We start from the raw sequence: 18,527 nt of genomic DNA, 5'->3' as shown, positions 1-18,527 counted from the left end.
TACCGGGTCCTGCGCGGTTGCCGACGTCGATTGACAACGCCGGATGGAGAATTCACAGCCAGCCTACCTACGTGGGCGCGCGCCGATCGGTTCTCACGGTCTCGCGTCCGCGAAGGTCCGTCTGGTCCGGAGGTCACCCGATCCGATGCCATCCGTCGTCGCGCTATCGGCGGGTGGTTGGGCCGAGCGAGTCGCGGTGGATTATGGTCCGCCGCATGCAAACACTGCGCAGGATCATCGGTATCGGCACCATCGCCGCGGCGACATTCGCGCTGGCCGCCTGTGGCTCGGACGATGACAAGGGCGCGTCCGCCACCACCTCTGCCGCCACGTCATCGGCCGCAGCGGCATCGGCGCAGCCCACCTTCGGTCAGCTGCCCGCGCAGAACACCGGCGCCGAATGCACCGCCGACGACATCGTGGTGGTCGGCGGCTTCGGTGCCACGCCGAAGATCACCATCCCGGACACCTGCACCCCGCCGACCCAGCTCCTGGTCAAGGATCTCGTTCCGGGCAGCGGTCCCGGTGCGGTCGCAGGTCAGCCGCTCACCATGAACTACACGCTGATCACCTGGTCGGATAAGAAGAAGCTGGACAGCTCGTTCGACCGCGGCAAGCCCTTCCAGCTCACGCTCGGTGCCGGACAGGTCATTCCGGGTTGGGAGCAGGGGCTGGTCGGCGTGCAGGCGGGCGCGCGGCGGCTGCTGATCATCCCGCCGAACCTCGGGTACGGCGCGGGCGGCAACGGTATCAAGCCCAACGAAACGCTGGTCTTCGTCACCGACGCGGTCGGCGTCGGCAAGTAATCGCAACACGCAGTCCGCGGCGGTGGTGCTGCCTGCAGCCCGCCGCGACGGGTCAACTAACCTGGTCGAGATACGCACGTTGAGCCGTGCGGCGATTTCGCTCGTGATTACCCCCAGCAAGTCGGCCACAAGCAAGTCGACCAGAACCAACGAACAAGGAGCATGTCCGTGAAGAGCACCGTCGAGCAGCTGAGCCCGACCCGGGTCCGGATCAACGTCGAGGTGCCTTTCGAGGAGCTGAAGCCGGACTTCGACAAGGCCTACAAGGCGCTGGCCAACCAGGTCCGCATCCCCGGCTTCCGTCCGGGCAAGGCCCCGGCCAAGCTCATCGAGGCCCGCCTGGGCCGCGGCGCGATCCTCGAGCAGGTCGTCAACGACGTGCTGCCCGGCCGCTACAGCGAGGCCGTCACCACCTCCGAGGTCAAGGTCATCGGCCAGCCCGAGATCGAGATCACCAAGATCGAGGACGGCCAGGAGCTGGCGTTCACGGCCGAGGTCGACGTGCGCCCGGAGATCGCCCTGCCCGCCTACGACGGCATCGAGGTGACCGTCGACTCGTTCACCATCGGTGACGAGGACATCGAGGAGCAGCTGCAGTCGCTGCGCCAGCGCTTCGGCACCCTGACCGGGGTCGAGCGTCCGGTCCAGGACGGCGACTTCGTCTCCATCGATCTGTCGGCCACCGTCGACGGCGAGGACGTGCCGGAGGCGGCCACCACCGGCCTGTCCCACGAGGTCGGCTCCGGTCAGCTGATCGAGGGCCTGGACGAGGCGCTCAACGGGCTTTCGGTCGACGAGTCCAAGGAGTTCACCTCGACCCTGGTCGCCGGTGAGCACGCGGGCAAGGAGGCGGTCATCACCGTCACCGTGCGCTCGGTCAAGGAGCGCGAGCTGCCCGAGGCCGATGACGACTTCGCCCAGCTGGCCAGCGAATTCGACACCCTCGACGAGCTGAAGGAAGACCTGCGCAACCGGGTCGAGCGCGTCAAGAAGGTCGAGCAGGCCGGTCAGATCCGCGACAAGGTGCTCGAGACCCTGCTCGAGCAGGTCGAGGTGCCGTTGCCGGAGGCGGTCGTGCAGGCCGAGATCGACGCCGTGGTGCACGATGCCGTGCACGGCTTCGACCACGACGAAGCCAAGCTCGCCGAGGCACTCGAGGCCCAGGGTTCCAGCCGCGAGGAATTCGACAAGGACACCAAGGAGTCCGCCGAGAAGTCGGTGAAGACCCAGCTGCTGCTGGACGCCATCGCCGAGGCGGACAACACCCAGGTCGGCCAGGAGGAGCTCACCGAGCGGATCCTGTTCCAGGCGCAGCGCTACGGCCTCTCGCCCGAGCAATTCATCCAGCAGGTGCAGCAGGCGGGCCAGCTCGGCGCGGTCTTCGCGGACGTGCGTCGCGGTAAGGCGCTGGCCGGTGTGGTCGGCAAGGTGAAGGTCACCGACTCCGACGGCAACGCCGTGGACACCGCCGAAATGTTCGGCGCCCCTGAGGGTTCCGAGCCGGAAGGCGCCGAAGAGACCACCGCCGCGAGCGCCGAATAATTCCATGGAGGAGCAGCGTGATCTGGACGTATGTGGTTTGGTGATTGCGCTGTGAGCGAGCGTAGCGAGTGAACCAAAAGCACAGTGCGCTCTCGCGCACAGTGCAATCGAGCGTCAGCGAGATTGCGCTGTGAGCGAAGACGGGCGGTACCGGGAGTTCGGTGCCGCCCGGCTTCGTTAATGTTTGTGACAAGCGAACCAGAGATGGCTGTTCGGTATCAGCAACGAGCCGGTAAGAGAAGGCAGGTATCCGTGACAATGAACAAGGCAGGGGTCGTCATGACATCCGCGACTGCTGGTCTGAACCTCAGTGATTCGGTGTACGAGCGCCTGCTGCGTGAGCGCATCATCTTCCTCGGCACTCAGGTCGACGACGACATCGCCAACAAACTGTGCGCGCAGATCCTGCTGCTCACGGCGGAGGACCCCACCCGCGACATCGCGCTCTACATCAACTCGCCCGGTGGTTCGGTGACCGCGGGTATGGCCATCTACGACACCATGCAGTTTGCCGAGTGCGATATCGCCACATACGGTATGGGCTTGGCCGCATCGATGGGTCAGTTCCTGCTCACCGCAGGTACCAAGGGCAAGCGGTACGCCCTGCCGCATGCGCGCATCATGATGCACCAGCCGTCGGCGGGTATCGGTGGTTCCGCGGCCGATATCGCGATCATGGCCGAGCAGTTCGCGCACACCAAGCGTGAGCTCAACGAGCTGCAGTCGCTGCACACCGGCAAGCCGATCGAGCAGGTCACCATCGACGCCGACCGTGACCGCTGGTTCACCGCGCAGCAGGCCCTCGAGTACGGCTTCATCGACCGCGTGATCACCCATGCGGCGCAGGCGAACGGCGCGGGTAACTAGCAACTGCCGAGCTGCCCCGTTCCCCCTCAACGACTTTGGAGACGAAGATGGCCAATCTGTTCGACCCGCGCGCCGGCCTCGGCGGCACCGCCCCGGCGAGCCCGCAGTCGCGCTACATCCTGCCTTCGTTCATCGAGCACTCGAGCTTCGGTGTCAAGGAGTCCAACCCGTACAACAAGCTGTTCGAGGAGCGCATCATCTTCCTCGGCGTGCAGGTCGACGACGCCTCGGCCAACGACATCATGGCGCAGCTGCTGGTGCTCGAGTCGCTGGATCCCGATCGCGACATCACCATGTACATCAACTCGCCCGGTGGTTCGTTCACCTCGCTGATGGCGATCTACGACACCATGCAGTACGTGCGCGCCGATGTGGCCACCGTCTGCCTGGGCCAGGCCGCTTCCGCCGCGGCCGTGCTGCTCGCGGCCGGTACCCCCGGCAAGCGCGCCTGCCTGCCCAACGCCCGCGTGCTGATCCACCAGCCGTCGCTGGAGGGTGGCATCCAGGGGCAGGTTTCGGACCTGGAGATCCAGGCCGCCGAAATCGAGCGCATGCGTCGCCTGATGGAGACCACGCTGGCGCGCCACACCGGTAAGGATGCGGACACCATCCGCAAGGACACCGACCGCGACAAGATCCTGACGGCCGAGGACGCCAAGGAATACGGGATCATCGACACGGTCTTCGATTACCGCAAGCTCAGCGCTCAGAAGTAGGGCGGACGCGCCGGACGCGGCGCGCCGATCGCTCGTAAGTTGCTCTATGTCAGGAAAATCCGGCCGGGCCACATGCCGCTCGGCATGTGCCCCGGCCGGACTGCTTCAGGGAAGCCGACCGGCCGGAAGGGTGTCGGGCGGAAGGGTTTCCGAGGCGGGCGGCCAGGAGTGTCGGATGGCCGTCGATCGGGGTGAACGTGTTCCATAGTGGTGAGAACTCGGACGACCCCCGTGAGAAACATGCTCGAGTTGTCGACCTCCGTCGCACACACCGGGTACGGTCGACCTAGGGACCTTTGCTCCCGGTTGACGGCAGTGCTCGAACCGTCGGAATCGCTCGAGGTGTTCGTGATTACACCCGAGGGTGGCGGATTGCTGGCAACCTGGATAGACGGTTGCACGCGGACAAGGAAGTAGGGACCCACGAGATGGCGCGCATCGGAGATGGCGGCGATCTGCTGAAGTGCTCGTTCTGCGGAAAGAGCCAGAAGCAGGTCAAGAAGCTCATTGCGGGACCAGGGGTGTACATCTGCGACGAGTGCATCGATCTATGCAACGAGATCATCGAGGAAGAGCTGGCCGAGTCCAGCGAGGTCAAACTCGATGAGCTGCCCAAACCTGCCGAGATCCGGGATTTCCTGGAGAACTACGTGATCGGGCAGGACACCGCCAAGCGCACCCTCGCGGTGGCCGTCTACAACCACTACAAGCGCATCCAGGCGGGCGACAAGGGTCGCGACAGCCGCGGCGAGACTGTCGAACTGGCCAAGTCCAATATCCTCATGCTCGGTCCCACCGGCTGCGGTAAGACCTATCTGGCCCAGACGCTGGCCAAGATGCTCAATGTCCCGTTCGCCATCGCCGACGCGACGGCGCTGACCGAGGCCGGATATGTCGGTGAGGATGTCGAGAACATCCTGCTGAAGCTGATCCAGGCCGCGGATTACGACGTCAAACGAGCCGAGACCGGGATCATCTACATCGATGAGGTCGACAAGATCGCCCGCAAGAGCGAGAACCCGTCGATCACCCGCGATGTCTCCGGTGAGGGCGTGCAGCAGGCGCTGCTGAAGATCCTGGAGGGTACGCAGGCGAGTGTGCCGCCGCAGGGCGGGCGCAAGCATCCGCACCAGGAATTCATCCAGATCGACACCACCAACGTGCTTTTCATCGTTGCGGGTGCGTTCGCGGGGCTGGAGAAGATCATCTCCGATCGCACCGGACACCGCGGCATCGGCTTCGGCGCCGAGGTGCGGTCCAAGGCGGAGATCGATACCGATGATCACTTCGCCGAGGTGATGCCGGAGGATCTGATCAAATTCGGTCTGATCCCGGAATTCATCGGCCGCCTCCCGGTCGTCGCCTCGGTGACGAACCTGGACAAGGACTCGTTGGTCAAGATCCTCTCCGAGCCGAAGAACGCACTGGTGAAGCAGTACGTGCGGCTGTTCGAGATGGACGGCGTGGACCTGGAGTTCACCGATGACGCGCTGGAGGCGATCGCTGATCAGGCGATCCTGCGCGGCACCGGCGCTCGTGGTCTGCGCGCCATCATGGAGGAGGTCCTGCAGTTGGCGATGTTCGACATCCCCAGCCGCGACGACGTCGCCAAGGTGGTCGTGAACGCCGACACCGTCAACGACAATGTGCTGCCGACCATCGTGCCGCGCAAGGCGCAGCGCGCCGAGCGCCGGGAGAAGTCGGCATAGTAGTTACGGGGACCGGGTCAGACGAATGCAACCGCAACCTCGGTTGCTTCCGGCTGGCCCGGGCACGCTGCTGGATGCCGCCGCGATCCTCAGCGGCACCGTCGATATGCGTACATACCAGCGCAAATATCTCGCGATGTTGCGGCGATCACGTTCGGACTAATTCGATGTGTATCGGCCTGCCGGTTGGGGTACTCCTAGGTCACGGTTGAGTAACCAGCCTAGTCCTGGTCTTTGGATGATCAGGGCGAAAAGTTCCCGCCGACAAGGTTTCTCCGGCGGATGCGACGGACCGAGGTCCTCATGTCGACAGTTCTAGTTTCCTCAGATCAACGTATCGCTGCTGCCGCGGACGGATCCGGACCGAAGCGGTCCGCCGATCGTCTGTGCGTAGTCGTGTCGCCGCCGGTGGATTCGGTCACCTTGTGTGCCGTCGGCGGCGAGATGGACTACCTGACGGCCGATGTCCTTCGGCAGTCTCTGCTGGAGGCACTGCCGACGGCGGGCGCGGTGGTGGTAATCGACCTATCGCAGGTGACGTTCTTCGGCGTCGCCGGGCTGCGGGTGTTGATGGAGGCCCGATCCTGGTTCGGCCACAGCGGCCGTCGACTCCAGTTGATCACGGGCCCGCGCTGCGTGGATCGGCTACTCGAGGTCGCGGGTCATGCCGCGGTCTTCGATGTCATCCCGAGCCTCGCCGCGGTCGCGCGGCCGAAACCGCTCGAGTTGGCTCGCGCGAGCGCCTGACAATCGAGAACGTGGGTGCGGCAGTCGAATTCGACTGCCGCACCCACGTTCTGGGTGGACTCAGGGCGCTTCGTTGCGCATATCGTCCTGGCTCCAGTAGGCGCGCATGGCAACGATCTTGCCCTCGTCGTCGAAGTCCATCGCATCGATGGGTGAGAGGGTGAAGCGCTGATCGCCGAATTTGGTGACGAGGGTGAACATGAAGGCGGCGTGGTTGCCTGCGATTCGAACCGAATCCGTGTGCAGCTCGGTTTCCCGATCGAGGTTTCCGAGCACCTCGTAGAACTCGCGAATGGCGTCGTGCCCGCGCTTGGGTTCGGTGCCGATCGGGTCCTCCACCACCGCATCGGGTGCGTAGAGGTCGACGATCGCCTCGGTCGGGCCGGAACCGACCAACTTCACGTACTGCTCGATCACATCGCGGATCTTGGCTGCCATGGAAACCTCTCACGAATTGAAACGTGTTCTAATTCGGAGCGTAGCAGTGTCCGGTGATCACGTGACATGGAATCCCGTTGGCTGGGCGGACGTACTGGCGCAGATGCCCCCCGCGCCAGCACTCGTCGAACTGTATTGCGCACCGAACGGGCCGATCCTCGCCCCCTCGGCTATCTTGTTGGCGCGCTAGTGCTTCTGGATACGGTGACGACCGCTTGTCACATCACTGTGCCGCCCGATCGCGCCCGGGCTCGGAGTCGCCGTTGACTCCCTGGTTCGTCGTTGAACCTTCTGTCCCGCACTTGTGCGTCTGCTTTTGGTGTCGCCAGAAACCCTCCGTGTGTTACCGCCGCCGCAGCTTTGGATTCCTTTTGTCCTTTTCGCCTGGTCCGCATGGATCTTCAGCCCGGTGGGGCGGGGTGTTTCAGAAAATTCGTCGCTATTTCTCGCTGCTCGAACCCGGTGTGTCGAGCTTGTGTGGTGCTCGTCGTGCTGTTTACTCGGTCCGGTCAACCAGATGTTCGAGTGACGAGTGAAAGCGGAGGAGACATGGCACTGCCTACCATGACCGCGGAACAGCGCACTGAGGCGTTGGCCAAGGCGGCTGCGGTCCGCAAGGCGCGCTCCGAACTGATCGGCAAGGTGAAGGCCGGCAAGGTTTCGGTCGCCGACCTGTTGAAGAAGGCGGACAGCGATGACCTGGTCAAGAAGACCAAGGTCGCTGCCGTGATCAAGGCGCTGCCCGGTGTCGGACCGGTCAAGGCGGCCAAGCTGATGGACCAGGCGGAGATTCCCGAGGACCGCCGCATCGGTGGACTCGGCGCCCGCCAGCGTGCGGCGTTGCTCGAAGCGTTGAAGGATTGACACGTCGTCCGTAGCGATTGCTTGCAGGTCGCTCGAAAGGGTCAGTCGGACCGTGATCAGGGAACGAATGCTTACGTCGGTGGCGTGGCTGTGTGTCGAGAACGGCCGCTTACTCGCGGTCCGGACCGAGGGACGCGACGCCTTCTATCTGCCGGGCGGCAAGCCCGAGCCCGGAGAAACCCTGGCGGGAGCGCTTGTTCGGGAGGTTCGCGAGGAAGTCGGCGTCGAATTGGAGGCGCACCGGATCACGCCCGTGGTTACGATTACTGCCCCCGCCCACGGGCGTCCCGGAACGCTGGTCGAGATGCACTGCTTCCGCGCACCCGGTCACGGCGCGCCGGCTCCGGCGGCGGAGATCGCCGAAATGGCGTGGCTCGGACCGGACGACGGACACCTGTGTGCGCCGGCCGTTGTGCAGGCCCTCGACCATTTGACCGAGGTCGGAGGTTGGCACGCGTCCTGAACGCCCACTTCGCACGGAGAACGCCCCACAGCATGCGCTGTGGGGCGTTACTGTTTCGGCGGTCTAGCGGTTCGTACGGCGGCGGGGGCGCTGGAAGGTGATCGGGGCGGGATCGCGCAGCTGTGGCCCGCGCGGGGTGACCAGGATCAGGGCCAGACCGAGCGCGACGATCAGCGCCGCACCGATGACGCTGACGGTGAAACTGGCCCCGCCCATATCGGCGGGTTTGTGGAAGGCGTGATAGATCAGGTGCGGAAGGCCGAAGACCAGCCAGCCCAGGCCCGCGACCTGGGCGAGTGCGCTGCCGCCGAGGAATAGCGCGGCCAGAGTCACCGCGGTCAGCGCCAAGAAGAACGAGCCGACATCGGAGGCCAGATGGTGGTTGTACGGGCCGTCCGCGGAGATCCACTGCATGCCGAAGCCGGGAAAGCTGGTGTACCAGGAGTGCGGTGCCAAGACCGCCCACAGCCCGACGACTGCGCCCTGAAACGCCAGTACCCCCAACATGATTCGCACCGCGAGCCAGCGATTGCGCTGCTGTTCGAACCGCATCCGCACGCGTAGCCCGCCGGATTTGCCATCTACCGTGATCCGCATCGGTCTCTCCGTTCATCGCCGAACCAGGGATCTGGTGCTGCAACCGTAAGTCGGACCTCGGGTCACGATCAATAGGCGGCGACCTCGTCGGTGATGGTCAGCCGGTCCGCGCGGGAGTAGATGTTCATGGTGTCCCCGCGCAGGAAGCCGACCAGGGTGAGGCCGGATTCGGCGGCCAGATCGATGGCCAGCGAGCTGGGGGCCGATACGGCGCCGAGCATCGGGATGCCCGCCATCACGGCCTTCTGGACCAGTTCGAAGGAGGCCCGGCCGCTCACGATGAGCACGAGATCGTTTGCGGGGATCCGGTTTTCGAGCAGGGCCCAGCCCAGTACCTTGTCGACGGCGTTATGCCTGCCGATGTCCTCGCGCACGGCGAGTGCGGTGCCGTCGGTGGTGAACAGTCCCGCGGCGTGCAGGCCGCCGGTGGCGTCGAAAACCGTTTGGCGGATGCGCAATTGGTCCGGCATGGCGGCGAGGGTTTCGGTGTCGACGATGATCGAGGTGGTCGGCAGCGGAAATCTGGTCCGGGTGCGGACCTCCTCGAGTGCGGTTTTGCCGCAGAGGCCGCATGCGCCGGTGGTGAGGAAGTTGCGGCCGTGCACTGGGATCGGGTTGCGCAGATGGACATCGAGGACGTTGTAGGTGTTCTGCCCGTTCTCGTCGGTGCCCGCGCAGTAGCGGGCGCTCACCACATCCTCGGCGGTTCGAATAATGCCTTCGCCCAGGAGGAATCCGTGCACCAACTCGATATCGCTGCCCGGGGTGCGCATGGTGACGGTGAGCGATTGGCCGTCGAGGCGCAACTCCAACGGTTCTTCTACCGCGACGGAATCCGGGCGTTCGATCACGCCGTTGGGCGAGATGCGGCGCGTCTTGCGGCGCGCGGTAACTCTACTCACGATGGCTGCCCCACATGGACGTGCGGGTCCACCCGGATGGTCACGGCCTTGGACACGGGGGTATTGGACCGTGCCGCAACGTGATCCAGCGGAACCAGTGGATTGGTCTCGGGATAGTAGGCGGCGGCATTGCCGCGCGGGGTCGAGTATTCGACGATGCGGAAGCCGGTCACCTTGCGCTCGGTGCCGTCGGTCCATTCGGAGACCAGATCCACCAGATCACCGTCCACGAATCCGAATTCGGTGATGTCGTCGATATTCATCAGGATCACCTTGCGGCCGCCGTGCACACCGCGATATCGGTCGTCCAAGCCGTAGATGGTGGTGTTGTACTGGTCGTGGCTGCGCAGGGTCTGCAGGATCAACCGGCGCTCGGGCACCGGGACCCAGGTCAATTCGTTCACCGCGAAATTGGCTTTGCCGGTGGCGGTGCGGAATTCACGGGAGTCGCGCGGCGGATGCGGCAATACGAAGCCGTTGCGGTCGCGCACCCGCTTGTTGTAATCGTCACAGCCTGGGACGACTCGGGCGATCGCATCGCGGATCTTGTCGTAATCCTGCTGATACTGCGCCCATGGCACCGGGTGATCGGCGCCGAACAGTGTCTGTGCGAGTTCACAGACGATGGCGACTTCGCTGCGCAATTGCTCGCTGACCGGCTTCAGCCGACCGGTGGACAGATGCACCATCGACATCGAATCCTCCACCGACACTTGCTGTTTCGTGCCGTTTTGCAGATCGAGATCGGTGCGGCCGAGGGTGGGCAGGATGAGTGCGGTCGCCCCGTGCACAACGTGGCTGCGGTTGAGTTTGGTGGAGACTTGCACGGTCAGCGCGCAGCTGCGCAGCGCGGCCTCGGTCACCCCGGTATCCGGGGTGGCGGACACGAAATTGCCGCCCATGCCGATGAACACCTGTGCCGCACCCGCGCGCATGGCCCGGATGGCATCGACGGTGTCGTAGCCGTGTTTGCGCGGGCTGGTGATGCCGAATTCGCGGTCGAGTGCGTCGAGGAAGGTGTCGGGCATCTTCTCCCAGATGCCCATGGTGCGGTCGCCCTGGACGTTGGAGTGGCCGCGCACCGGACAGACGCCCGCACCGGGCTTGCCGATCATGCCGCGCAGCAACAGCAGATTGGTCGCTTCCTCGATGGTGGCGACGCCGTGCTTCTGCTGGGTCAGGCCCATTGCCCAGCAGATGATGATGTTCTTCGATGCGGCCAAAAGTGTTGCGGTGCGGTACAAATCGTCGTCGGTGAGCCCGGTTGCCGCCCGCACCGTGCCGAGATCGACTGCACGCGCATTCTTTTCGTATTCGGCGAAGCCCGCGCAATGCGCATCGACGAATTCGCGGTCGACCACCGTGCCCGGTGCGCGGTCCTCGGCCTCGAACAGGAGTTTGCCAAGGCCCTGGAACAGCGCCATATCACCGCCGAGCCGGATCTGCAGGAAGTCGTCGGCAATGGTGACGCCGCTGGTGAAACCCTTGACCGTCTGTGGGTCGCGGAAGCCGAGCAGTCCGGTCTCCGGCAGCGGGTTGACCGCGATGACCTTGGCGCCGTTGGCCTTCGCGTCCGCCAGCGCGCTGAGCATGCGCGGATGATTGGTGCCCGGATTCTGGCCCGCGACGATGATCAGATCGGCCTTGCCGAAGTCATCGATCGAGACCGACCCCTTGCCGATGCCGATGGAGCTGGTCAGCGCGGCGCCGGAGGACTCGTGGCACATATTCGAACAGTCCGGCAGATTATTCGTGCCGAAGCTGCGGACCAGGAGTTGGTAGAGGAATGCGGTCTCGTTGGCGGTGCGACCGGAGGTGTAGAACAGGGCCTCATCGGGGGAGCTCAGCGCGCGCAGGTGCTCGACGATGAGTTGGTAGGCGTCGTCCCACTCGATGGGCGTGTAGTGGGTCGCGCCGGGGCGTAGCACCATCGGATGGGTGAGGCGGCCCTGCTGGCCGAGCCAGTAACCGGATTTGCTCGCCAGTTCCTCGATCGAATGCCGAGCGAAGAATTCGGGGGTGACGGTGCGCAGCGTCGCCTCCTCGGCGACGGCCTTGGCGCCGTTCTCACAGAACTCGGCCGGGCGGCGATGCCCGGTCGGCTCCGGCCAGGCGCAGCCCGGGCAGTCGAAGCCGTGCACCTGGTTGAGGCGGGCCAAGGTGCGCGCGGTGCGCAGCACCCCCATCTCCTCGACCCCACGTTTGAGCGCAACAGCCACAGCCGTCACACCCGCCGCCTGCTCCTTCGGCTGGGTGACGGTCAATTCGGACTCGTCGATGTCCTGTGTCGGCCCATTGCGGTGCATGCCCGATATTGTCCTCTCCCCGCGAAGTTTGTCGCGGACCCACCCTTTGTCCTGATCCCGGGTGCTCACGTGGCGGCCGTCGGCTCCCGTCCGACGGGTACCACCTGGTTCGGATCGTATGCATCGGTGGCTGGTTCGGTGTCGGTTACATCGGTGACGCTACCTGGTAGCCAGCGGTTTTCGCCTGGTTCGGGCTCGGCGAGAAGGCTCCGCGCCGGTGGGTGCGGGCTTTACCATTGCAATTGATCAAATCGCTGATCTGAGGCATGGGCGATGGGGACGCTGGCGGCAATTCCGACGCGTGCCGGCGGGGAGCGTCGGCACGTGAGGTCTCGGCGCGCGAAATTCGGTGTTCGGTGGGGGATCCTCTGTTCTGCCACACTGCTGGTCGCACTGGCGCCGGTCGGGTTCGGCGGGGTATCGGCCTTCGGCGTTCCGGCATCGGGGGAGCCGACTTCGTCGGCGGTTTCGCCATCGCCGACGCCCGGGCACCACGGGTCGGGGACGCGGGACGGGTCCGCGGCCCAATCCAGCACGGCGGTGCCGGATGACAACTCGAACGGCGGCGGAACCCGCGACGGTACCGGGACACGCGACGGGACCGGGACGCAGACGACGACCAGTCGGGTCCCCGCTGATCCGTGCGCCGGGCGGTCGTCGGATGGGTGCTCCGGGCCGACTTCCAATCCCGAACAGCCGCGGCTGCCCGATATTGTGCTGCCGCCGATCACCGTCACTTTGCCTCCGGCGCCACAGCAGCCGATCACGCCGACTCCGCAGCTGCCCAGCACGCCGGACCCGCCTGCGGATTCGTCCACCACGCTGCCGCCGCAGCAGCAGATACCGGAGAATCCACGGTTGCCGGGATCTCCGTCGAATAAGCAGCCCGAGGTGGTTGTGCCGACCGTTGGACCTGCGCCGATGCCGGCGACGGTGGCACCGGCACCGCCGATTGCGCCCCAACCCGCCGCGCTCGAGCTCACCCCCACGGCCATCGGGCTCGGTGGCGATGTCACCGCGGCCGGATCGGGGTGCGATCCGCAGTCGCATGTCAGCTTGCTGGTCGGGGAGACGCCGGTGGGTAATGCCGTCGCGGGGGCGGACGGCGGGTTCCGGGCACCGCTGGCGCTGACGTCGATCGAAGTCGGGCGATACGAGGTGACGGCGCGCTGCGGTCGCACGCTCACCGCGCCGCTGGATGTGGTGCTGGTCAGCCGGGTCAGCTCCGCCACGTCGACATTGACGGTGATTCTGTTCTTCTTGTTGATCGGTGCCTGGTTCTACGGGCATCGGCTCGTCTCGCACCTACCCGCGCGGAGGGAACCATGATGCGAGCCCGCGTCTCGGCGGCGACCCGAATTGTCCTGCTGCCCAGTGTGTTCGCCCTCGTGCTCGCCGTGTTGTTCGCGGCGCCGGTCGCGGCCAAGCCGCAGGGTGTCGACATGTCGGCGACCATCGACGATCGCGATATCGCCGAAACCTCCGCCACCGAACCGCTACGGCTGCAACCGAACAGCACCATCCGGGTGGCTGTCGCGTTGACCAACAACAGTGATGGGGCGTTGCGTATTCGGCGGGTCGATCTGGCCGGGCATGTGCTCGGGCTCACCTTCTTCTCGTACTCGACCGCCGTCGAATTGACCATCGCACCGGGAAGATCCGAGGCGCTGAAGTATCGGCTCGATCTGACCGGACTCGAGGGGCAGGCGACCGGACTGATCGTCGCGGATTTGGCGGTGATCGGTGACGCCGGCGCACCGATCGCCTCGATACCGCTGGACACCGATGTGCGCGGCTCGTTGTATTCGGTATACGGACTGTTCGGGATCGCGTTGGCGGTGCTGACCGCGCTCGCCATTGCAGATGCGGCGCTGGGAATTGCCCGGCACCGGCTGTCCACCAACCGGTGGCAGCGCGGGTTGCGGCTACTTGCGCCGGGTATCGGCATCGGACTGATGTTCGGATTCACCACATCGGTGTTGCGGTGGTGGGTTCCGGATACCGGATTGTGGCTCGCGGTTGCCGGTGTTTCGGCTTCGGTCGGGTTCCTGCTCGGATACTGTTCGCCGACACCGGAAGTCGAGGATCTGGCGCTGACCGAGGAGGACGAAACCGCCGATGTGGAAACCGCGCGCTTCCCGGATGGGGCGGCATCTTGACATCTGATACCGGCCGATTGCGGGCCGTGCTGCCCGCGTATGACATCGGTGCGCAGGTCGGTAGGGGCGGATGCGGTGTGGTGCTCGCTGGTACGCATCGTCGGTTGGGGCGACCGGTTGCGATCAAGCAGATTCCGCCGCAGTTCGCGCACGACGAGCAGGTGCGGCGCCGGTTCGTCGCCGAGGCGCGGCTGCTTGCGGCCATCGATCATCCACACGTGGTGCGGGTTTTCGACTACATCGAGGCCGATGAGCTGTGCCTGTTGGTTATGGAGTATCTGCCCGGCGGGACCGTTGGCAGTCGGTTCGCGACCGAGGGATTCGACGCGGCTACCGCGGTCGCGGTCGGGCTGGCCTGTGCCGCGGGTTTGGAAGCGGCGCATCGCCACAAGATTCTGCACCGCGACGTCAAACCGTCGAATCTGATGTTCGGTACCGGCGGTGCGATAAAGCTGACCGATTTCGGGATCGCCAAGATCGTCGGTGGCGATGAGACATTGGTGACCAGGACCGGTGAGATCGTCGGAACTCCGTCCTATATCGCACCGGAACAGGCACGCGGACAGCCGCTTTCGGCCGCGACCGACGTCTACGCGCTGGCGACCATGCTGTATCAGCTGCTGTCCGGGGTGCTGCCGTTTCCGCCGCACGAAGATCATCTGGCAACGCTTTTCGCACACGCCTTCGGTCACCCCATACCGCTCGTCGAGGTCGCACCCGGCGTGCCGGAGCCGATCGCCGATGTGGTGATGCGCGGGCTCGCAACCGATCCCGCCGATCGTTTCGACACCGCCGAACTCTTCGGGATCGCTCTCGCCGAATTCGCAGCCCTGTGCTGGGGTGGCGATTGGCTTACCCCCGTGGGCATTCCGGTCATCGGTGCGGACACCATCGTCGCCGCCGCTACCGGGAGTACTCGTGCCGCCGGACGATCCGGTATTCAGACGCCGAGAGCGCAAGGCAAGCTTGGGCAGGCCGCCGTCACGCAGCGGACAGGCGCGCCGCCCGCGGGCTTCGGACCCCGCACGGTAACCGCCGACCCCACCCTGCCGCCGACCGGTACCGGCCATGGGGTGATTCCCGCTGAGGTGCCACCCGCTTCGTCGGCCCCGACCGAAATCTCGCCGGGCCCGGACGGTACGGATTCGGTTCCAGATGGACCGATATCGCCGGTGTCACCAGTGCACGGAGGTATCACGAGTGGTTCCGAGCAGTTCGGCGCCGCGACACCAGATGCACGGACCGCGCCGGGGGCGCAGGCTGCGGGAGGCGCGACGCCAAGGCCGCCGGCTGTATCCGGGTTGTCCGCGTCGGGGTCGCCCGCGTCTGGTGGGCCGACACTTGGAGATGCGGCATTCGGGGCGCGGGCCGGTTCGGGGTCGTCAGCGCCTGAGCCGCCCGCGTCGGGACCGTCCGTATCTGGGTGGCCTGCGGCCGAGCCGACCGGGTTGGGGCGAGGCGGGGCGGCGTCGCACATGCCCGGAGATGTGCCCCCAGGACGGCCTGTTGACGGAGCCGGACAGGGTTCGTCGGAGTATGGCATGTCGGCCCGGCCGATGCCGCCGTCGTCCGGAAGGCCGTTGCCTGGACCGTCCGGGGCGGCGCCCTTGCGGCCGCCGATGGTTCGGGTGCGTCCCGTGCATGGATTGCAGGACAACGGTGTTCGGTTGGCTGATGTCGATCGGCGGGATCTGGTGCCGATCCGCGATGTCGTCAGCTTTGCCTCGCCGTGGCCGTTGTTCTTGGTGGGTGCGTTGCTTGCGGCGGGTGCTTGTGCGGTCGCGGTGATCGGGGTGGGTGCGCCGACAGCCGGAGGGGATCTGGTGCATGGCACGGTCACTGTCGCCGGTATCGATGCGACGGGGCCGAATCCGATCGAAGTCGATCTTTCGGAGCCGATTCCATTGCAGGTCAACGGAATTGATGTCGACTCTGCCCTGCTCACGGTAGAAGTATTCGGCGTCCGGTCGGGTGGGGATCCGGTGCCGCTGCAGCCCGGCGGCGTGGCCGACCTGCCCGATCCGGTGAATTCACATGTGCTGGCCGGAAACCTCGACGGCGAGCTCACACTCCTCCGCAGTGGAACCGAAATCGCCACGCAGAGAATAGAATTCCGCACCACACAGAACCCGACACGCACCGCAGCCGCGGCCGTGATCGTTGTCCTCGTCCTGTTCGCCGTGGCTTATCTGGAGTCCAACACCCGCACCTTACGCCGCGGCCGCGGCGGCCTCGCCAACATCATCGGCCTGTCCGCGAGTTCGGTCATCCTATCCGCTGCCGTTGCCGGTGGTGCCTGGATTCTTCGCGGCACTCCGCCCACCAGCACCACCCTCGCTGTCGCCGGGGTCCTCGCCGCCGGAGCCGGGGTCGCCGCCGCACTAGGCGCACGACGAATCGGCAAGCGCCACCGCTTCCTTCGCCGCGCACGGCGCGAAAACCATTGACGCAGTGGCTCCGCGAATGTGCTGAACGGGACGGCCCGGGCGCTGTGCACGCTGCTGTGGCGGTGCTCGACTGCGCCTCCTGCGTCGGGCAGGGCCGGTGTTGGTCGGGCCGTTGGTAGGAGCTGCTCAGGAGCGGCGGCGTTTGCTGGTGGCCTCGGTCGGGTGTTTCGGATGGGCCTCGGTGCGGTAGGTGAGGATGCGTTGGCCTATGCGCAAGCTCCAACCGGGATGCAACTCAGTGGGGGTGGTGCCGATGCGGGTCCATTCGTCGGCGCCGGGGGCGGCGATGAAAGTGCCTGCGGGGGTTGCGGCGTCGCGGACGTAGACCTTGCCGCGGTCGACCGAGACATAGGCGTGCACCCGCGAGACGTGGCGGTCGCGTGGGACCGCGAGGGGCGTGGCCGTGGCGGCACGCACCGTCTCGTCGATCATCGGGCTGCGTCCGACAACATATGGTCGGTCCAGTGGAAACGTGGAGCCATCCGCGAGAACCAGGGCGCCGACGGGCTGTCCCGCCCCCAAGTTTTCCGGGTTTTTCGCGCTGCCCACCGGTCGCAATGGTCGCGGTCGTACCCCCTGCAACGCCGGAATCTTGTGTAGTGCAATCGGTTCCGGCCGCGCTGCCGAACCCGACCGTGTTCCAGCGGCCTCATCGCGTTCCTGGGCGGACATGGCCTGGGTACTGATCTCCTCCGGTGCGCCTACCTGCCCGGATTCACCGGAGGGTGCCGAACCACTCGGCCGCGCCTCCGATGATGCTTCGTTCGGCTGGGCATCGGCCGTCGATCCGGTAGGCCCGGCCTTATCGCTCGCCTCGCCGAATCCCACGGCCTGCGTGGCCGATCGTTGCGGGGACCGGCCGGAGTGCATTGATCCGGTGGGGACTGCCTTTTCGGTTGGCTCGTCGTGTGCGGATTCGGATGAGCGCACGGACTCGGCGGCTTGCGCTGAGTTGCCGAGCTGGGCAGATCTGGTGTGGCGGGGCGTGCCGACGCGTTGCCCGGTCGGGGTGGGCTCGGATTTCGCGGTCGGCTCGCGCAGGGCTTCCAATCCGGCCGGAGCGGTGGGTGGCGGCTCGGCGGTCGGGGTGGCGGTGGTGCGGGCTCGGGCGGATGTGGATTTTCCGGTGCGGCGGGCGGCTATTCGTAGAACGAAGCCGCTGCCTGGGACGATTCCGGCGCGCAGGTCGGTGCGTGGGAGTTCGTGGATCGGAAAGGCGGTATCGGCGCCGACCGAGATCCGGCGCACCGGTTCTCGCACGATTTCGTCTACCCAGGTGAACGCGCGGGCTCCGGAGAGTCGCCGGGTTCCTTCCGCGCCTTGGATCTCCGCGCTGACCTGTCCGCGCAGCAGAATGACGGTGCCGTCGGCCGTCGGTGCGATGACGCCGAAGGGTGGCGGTTCGGAATTGCCGCCGAAAACCACTGCGGCCAGCCGCTGCGCGATCGCCGCCCCGGGATGGCGCGTATCGGCCACGGCCTCGATCGCACCGAGTATGCGGTCGGTGGAAGGGGTTTCGCCCGCGAGATACACGACAACCGCACCGAATCGTGCGATCAGACCATCGCCAAGCGCAATCCCCACCGTAGACGCGTCATTCCGCACTCGCGCCTCCTTCCCGGACCACTACCGGCGTCCAGCATAGAACGTGCCCAGCACCCGACACCGGCCCTCGACGAACCGCGAGCGCGCACGCGCAATGATCTTTATCCGCTCCGATCGACGAAGTGTCGTGCATCACTCGATGCCACGAATCCAACGGCTCACTCGCGCAAGCGCTGCCCGCTGCGAGCTAGTACCCGTCCAGATGGGTTGCCGCGGCATCAGGTCCGGTTCTCGCCGAGAGCAGTCGAAACGCGGCACGACACGTCCTGCGGCACCGCCATATGACTGTGCTCGACGGATCGTGATTGCCTCAGCAGCCAGCTGGACGGGGCACTAGCAGCGCGTTGACGCTAGGCGAA

16 protein-coding genes are annotated in these 18,527 nt (G+C 65.8%); 11 read left to right on the top strand and 5 right to left on the bottom strand.

What is annotated here, in order from left to right:
* Positions 1–215: 215 nt before the first annotated feature.
* The 6 genes from ACQPYR_RS35300 to ACQPYR_RS35275 all read left to right on the top strand — a co-directional run bounded on the left by ACQPYR_RS35300 (position 216) and on the right by ACQPYR_RS35275 (position 6,387).
* Positions 216–806 carry an FKBP-type peptidyl-prolyl cis-trans isomerase gene (locus ACQPYR_RS35300; RefSeq protein WP_433623317.1) on the top strand — a complete coding sequence of 197 codons (591 nt, stop codon included), beginning with the start codon at positions 216–218 and terminating at the stop codon, positions 804–806.
* Between the two features lie 168 nt (positions 807–974).
* Positions 975–2,348 (top strand): trigger factor, encoded by a 1,374-nt coding sequence (gene tig, locus ACQPYR_RS35295; RefSeq protein ID WP_433623315.1) that lies wholly within the window; start codon positions 975–977, stop codon positions 2,346–2,348.
* 258 nt (positions 2,349–2,606) lie between these two features.
* Positions 2,607–3,215 carry an ATP-dependent Clp protease proteolytic subunit gene (locus ACQPYR_RS35290; RefSeq protein WP_084509095.1) on the top strand — a complete coding sequence of 203 codons (609 nt, stop codon included), beginning with the start codon at positions 2,607–2,609 and terminating at the stop codon, positions 3,213–3,215.
* Between the two features lie 47 nt (positions 3,216–3,262).
* The gene (locus ACQPYR_RS35285) at positions 3,263–3,931 is read left to right on the top strand and encodes an ATP-dependent Clp protease proteolytic subunit (RefSeq protein ID WP_063044696.1); all 669 of its coding nucleotides are present in this window, start codon (positions 3,263–3,265) and stop codon (positions 3,929–3,931) included.
* A gap of 428 nt (positions 3,932–4,359) precedes the next feature.
* Positions 4,360–5,640, top strand: coding sequence for an ATP-dependent Clp protease ATP-binding subunit ClpX (gene clpX, locus ACQPYR_RS35280; protein ID WP_063044679.1), 1,281 nt, complete (start codon positions 4,360–4,362; stop codon positions 5,638–5,640).
* 408 nt (positions 5,641–6,048) lie between these two features.
* Positions 6,049–6,387 (top strand): STAS domain-containing protein, encoded by a 339-nt coding sequence (locus tag ACQPYR_RS35275; RefSeq protein WP_433623313.1) that lies wholly within the window; start codon positions 6,049–6,051, stop codon positions 6,385–6,387.
* Between the two features lie 60 nt (positions 6,388–6,447).
* On the opposite strand, the gene ACQPYR_RS35270 is transcribed toward ACQPYR_RS35275, so the two are convergent.
* Positions 6,448–6,825: a nuclear transport factor 2 family protein gene (locus ACQPYR_RS35270; RefSeq protein WP_433623311.1), complete on the bottom strand. Its 378-nt coding sequence runs from the start codon at positions 6,823–6,825 to the stop codon at positions 6,448–6,450.
* 549 nt (positions 6,826–7,374) lie between these two features.
* On the opposite strand from ACQPYR_RS35270, the gene mihF reads away from it, so the two are divergent.
* Positions 7,375–7,689 (top strand): integration host factor, actinobacterial type, encoded by a 315-nt coding sequence (gene mihF / locus ACQPYR_RS35265; RefSeq protein ID WP_040687687.1) that lies wholly within the window; start codon positions 7,375–7,377, stop codon positions 7,687–7,689.
* A gap of 79 nt (positions 7,690–7,768) precedes the next feature.
* A complete protein-coding gene (locus tag ACQPYR_RS35260; protein WP_433623309.1) occupies positions 7,769–8,152 on the top strand; it encodes an NUDIX hydrolase in 384 nt (127 codons plus the stop codon).
* 63 nt (positions 8,153–8,215) lie between these two features.
* On the opposite strand, the gene ACQPYR_RS35255 is transcribed toward ACQPYR_RS35260, so the two are convergent.
* The 3 genes from ACQPYR_RS35255 to ACQPYR_RS35245 all read right to left on the bottom strand — a co-directional run bounded on the left by ACQPYR_RS35255 (position 8,216) and on the right by ACQPYR_RS35245 (position 11,957).
* Positions 8,216–8,749, bottom strand: coding sequence for a hypothetical protein (locus tag ACQPYR_RS35255; RefSeq protein ID WP_433623307.1), 534 nt, complete (start codon positions 8,747–8,749; stop codon positions 8,216–8,218).
* A 68-nt stretch (positions 8,750–8,817) separates the two neighbouring features.
* A complete protein-coding gene (gene fdhD / locus ACQPYR_RS35250) occupies positions 8,818–9,651 on the bottom strand; it encodes a formate dehydrogenase accessory sulfurtransferase FdhD (protein WP_433623305.1) in 834 nt (277 codons plus the stop codon).
* Complete coding sequence (locus tag ACQPYR_RS35245) at positions 9,648–11,957, bottom strand: FdhF/YdeP family oxidoreductase (RefSeq protein WP_433623303.1); 2,310 nt, start codon at positions 11,955–11,957, stop codon at positions 9,648–9,650. The genes fdhD and ACQPYR_RS35245 overlap by 4 nt, the downstream gene beginning before the upstream one ends.
* A 324-nt stretch (positions 11,958–12,281) precedes the next feature.
* Here ACQPYR_RS35245 and ACQPYR_RS35240 point away from each other — a divergent pair, with 324 nt between their 5' ends.
* The 3 genes from ACQPYR_RS35240 to ACQPYR_RS35230 are packed head-to-tail and all read left to right on the top strand — an operon-like array spanning position 12,282 to position 16,563.
* Complete coding sequence (locus tag ACQPYR_RS35240; protein WP_433623301.1) at positions 12,282–13,286, top strand: hypothetical protein; 1,005 nt, start codon at positions 12,282–12,284, stop codon at positions 13,284–13,286.
* Positions 13,283–14,116, top strand: a complete 834-nt coding sequence (locus ACQPYR_RS35235) for a hypothetical protein (protein WP_433623299.1) — start codon at positions 13,283–13,285, stop codon at positions 14,114–14,116. Before ACQPYR_RS35240 ends, ACQPYR_RS35235 begins: the two co-directional genes overlap by 4 nt.
* Positions 14,113–16,563: a protein kinase domain-containing protein gene (locus ACQPYR_RS35230; protein WP_433623297.1), complete on the top strand. Its 2,451-nt coding sequence runs from the start codon at positions 14,113–14,115 to the stop codon at positions 16,561–16,563. The genes ACQPYR_RS35235 and ACQPYR_RS35230 overlap by 4 nt, the downstream gene beginning before the upstream one ends.
* Before the next feature lie 126 nt (positions 16,564–16,689).
* On the opposite strand, the gene ACQPYR_RS35225 is transcribed toward ACQPYR_RS35230, so the two are convergent.
* The gene (locus ACQPYR_RS35225; protein ID WP_433623295.1) at positions 16,690–18,168 is read right to left on the bottom strand and encodes an FHA domain-containing protein; all 1,479 of its coding nucleotides are present in this window, start codon (positions 18,166–18,168) and stop codon (positions 16,690–16,692) included.
* Positions 18,169–18,527 lie beyond the last annotated feature (359 nt).

The sequence above is a fragment of the Nocardia sp. CA-120079 genome (assembly GCF_050955745.1).
Lineage (GTDB): Bacteria > Actinomycetota > Actinomycetes > Mycobacteriales > Mycobacteriaceae > Nocardia.
This window is presented reverse-complemented; position numbering and strand designations above follow the sequence as displayed.

Bases quoted from the DNA above. Each gene is read 5' to 3' on its own strand.
- ACQPYR_RS35245 (WP_433623303.1), bottom strand. From the start codon at position 11,957: ATGCACCGCAATGGGCCGACACAGGACATCGACGAGTCCGAATTGACC.
- ACQPYR_RS35285 (WP_063044696.1), top strand. From the start codon at position 3,263: ATGGCCAATCTGTTCGACCCGCGCGCCGGCCTCGGCGGCACCGCCCCG.
- ACQPYR_RS35290 (WP_084509095.1), top strand. From the start codon at position 2,607: ATGAACAAGGCAGGGGTCGTCATGACATCCGCGACTGCTGGTCTGAAC.
- ACQPYR_RS35255 (WP_433623307.1), bottom strand. From the start codon at position 8,749: ATGCGGATCACGGTAGATGGCAAATCCGGCGGGCTACGCGTGCGGATG.
- ACQPYR_RS35235 (WP_433623299.1), top strand. From the start codon at position 13,283: ATGATGCGAGCCCGCGTCTCGGCGGCGACCCGAATTGTCCTGCTGCCC.
- mihF (WP_040687687.1), top strand. From the start codon at position 7,375: ATGGCACTGCCTACCATGACCGCGGAACAGCGCACTGAGGCGTTGGCC.
- ACQPYR_RS35270 (WP_433623311.1), bottom strand. From the start codon at position 6,825: ATGGCAGCCAAGATCCGCGATGTGATCGAGCAGTACGTGAAGTTGGTC.
- clpX (WP_063044679.1), top strand. From the start codon at position 4,360: ATGGCGCGCATCGGAGATGGCGGCGATCTGCTGAAGTGCTCGTTCTGC.
- ACQPYR_RS35300 (WP_433623317.1), top strand. From the start codon at position 216: ATGCAAACACTGCGCAGGATCATCGGTATCGGCACCATCGCCGCGGCG.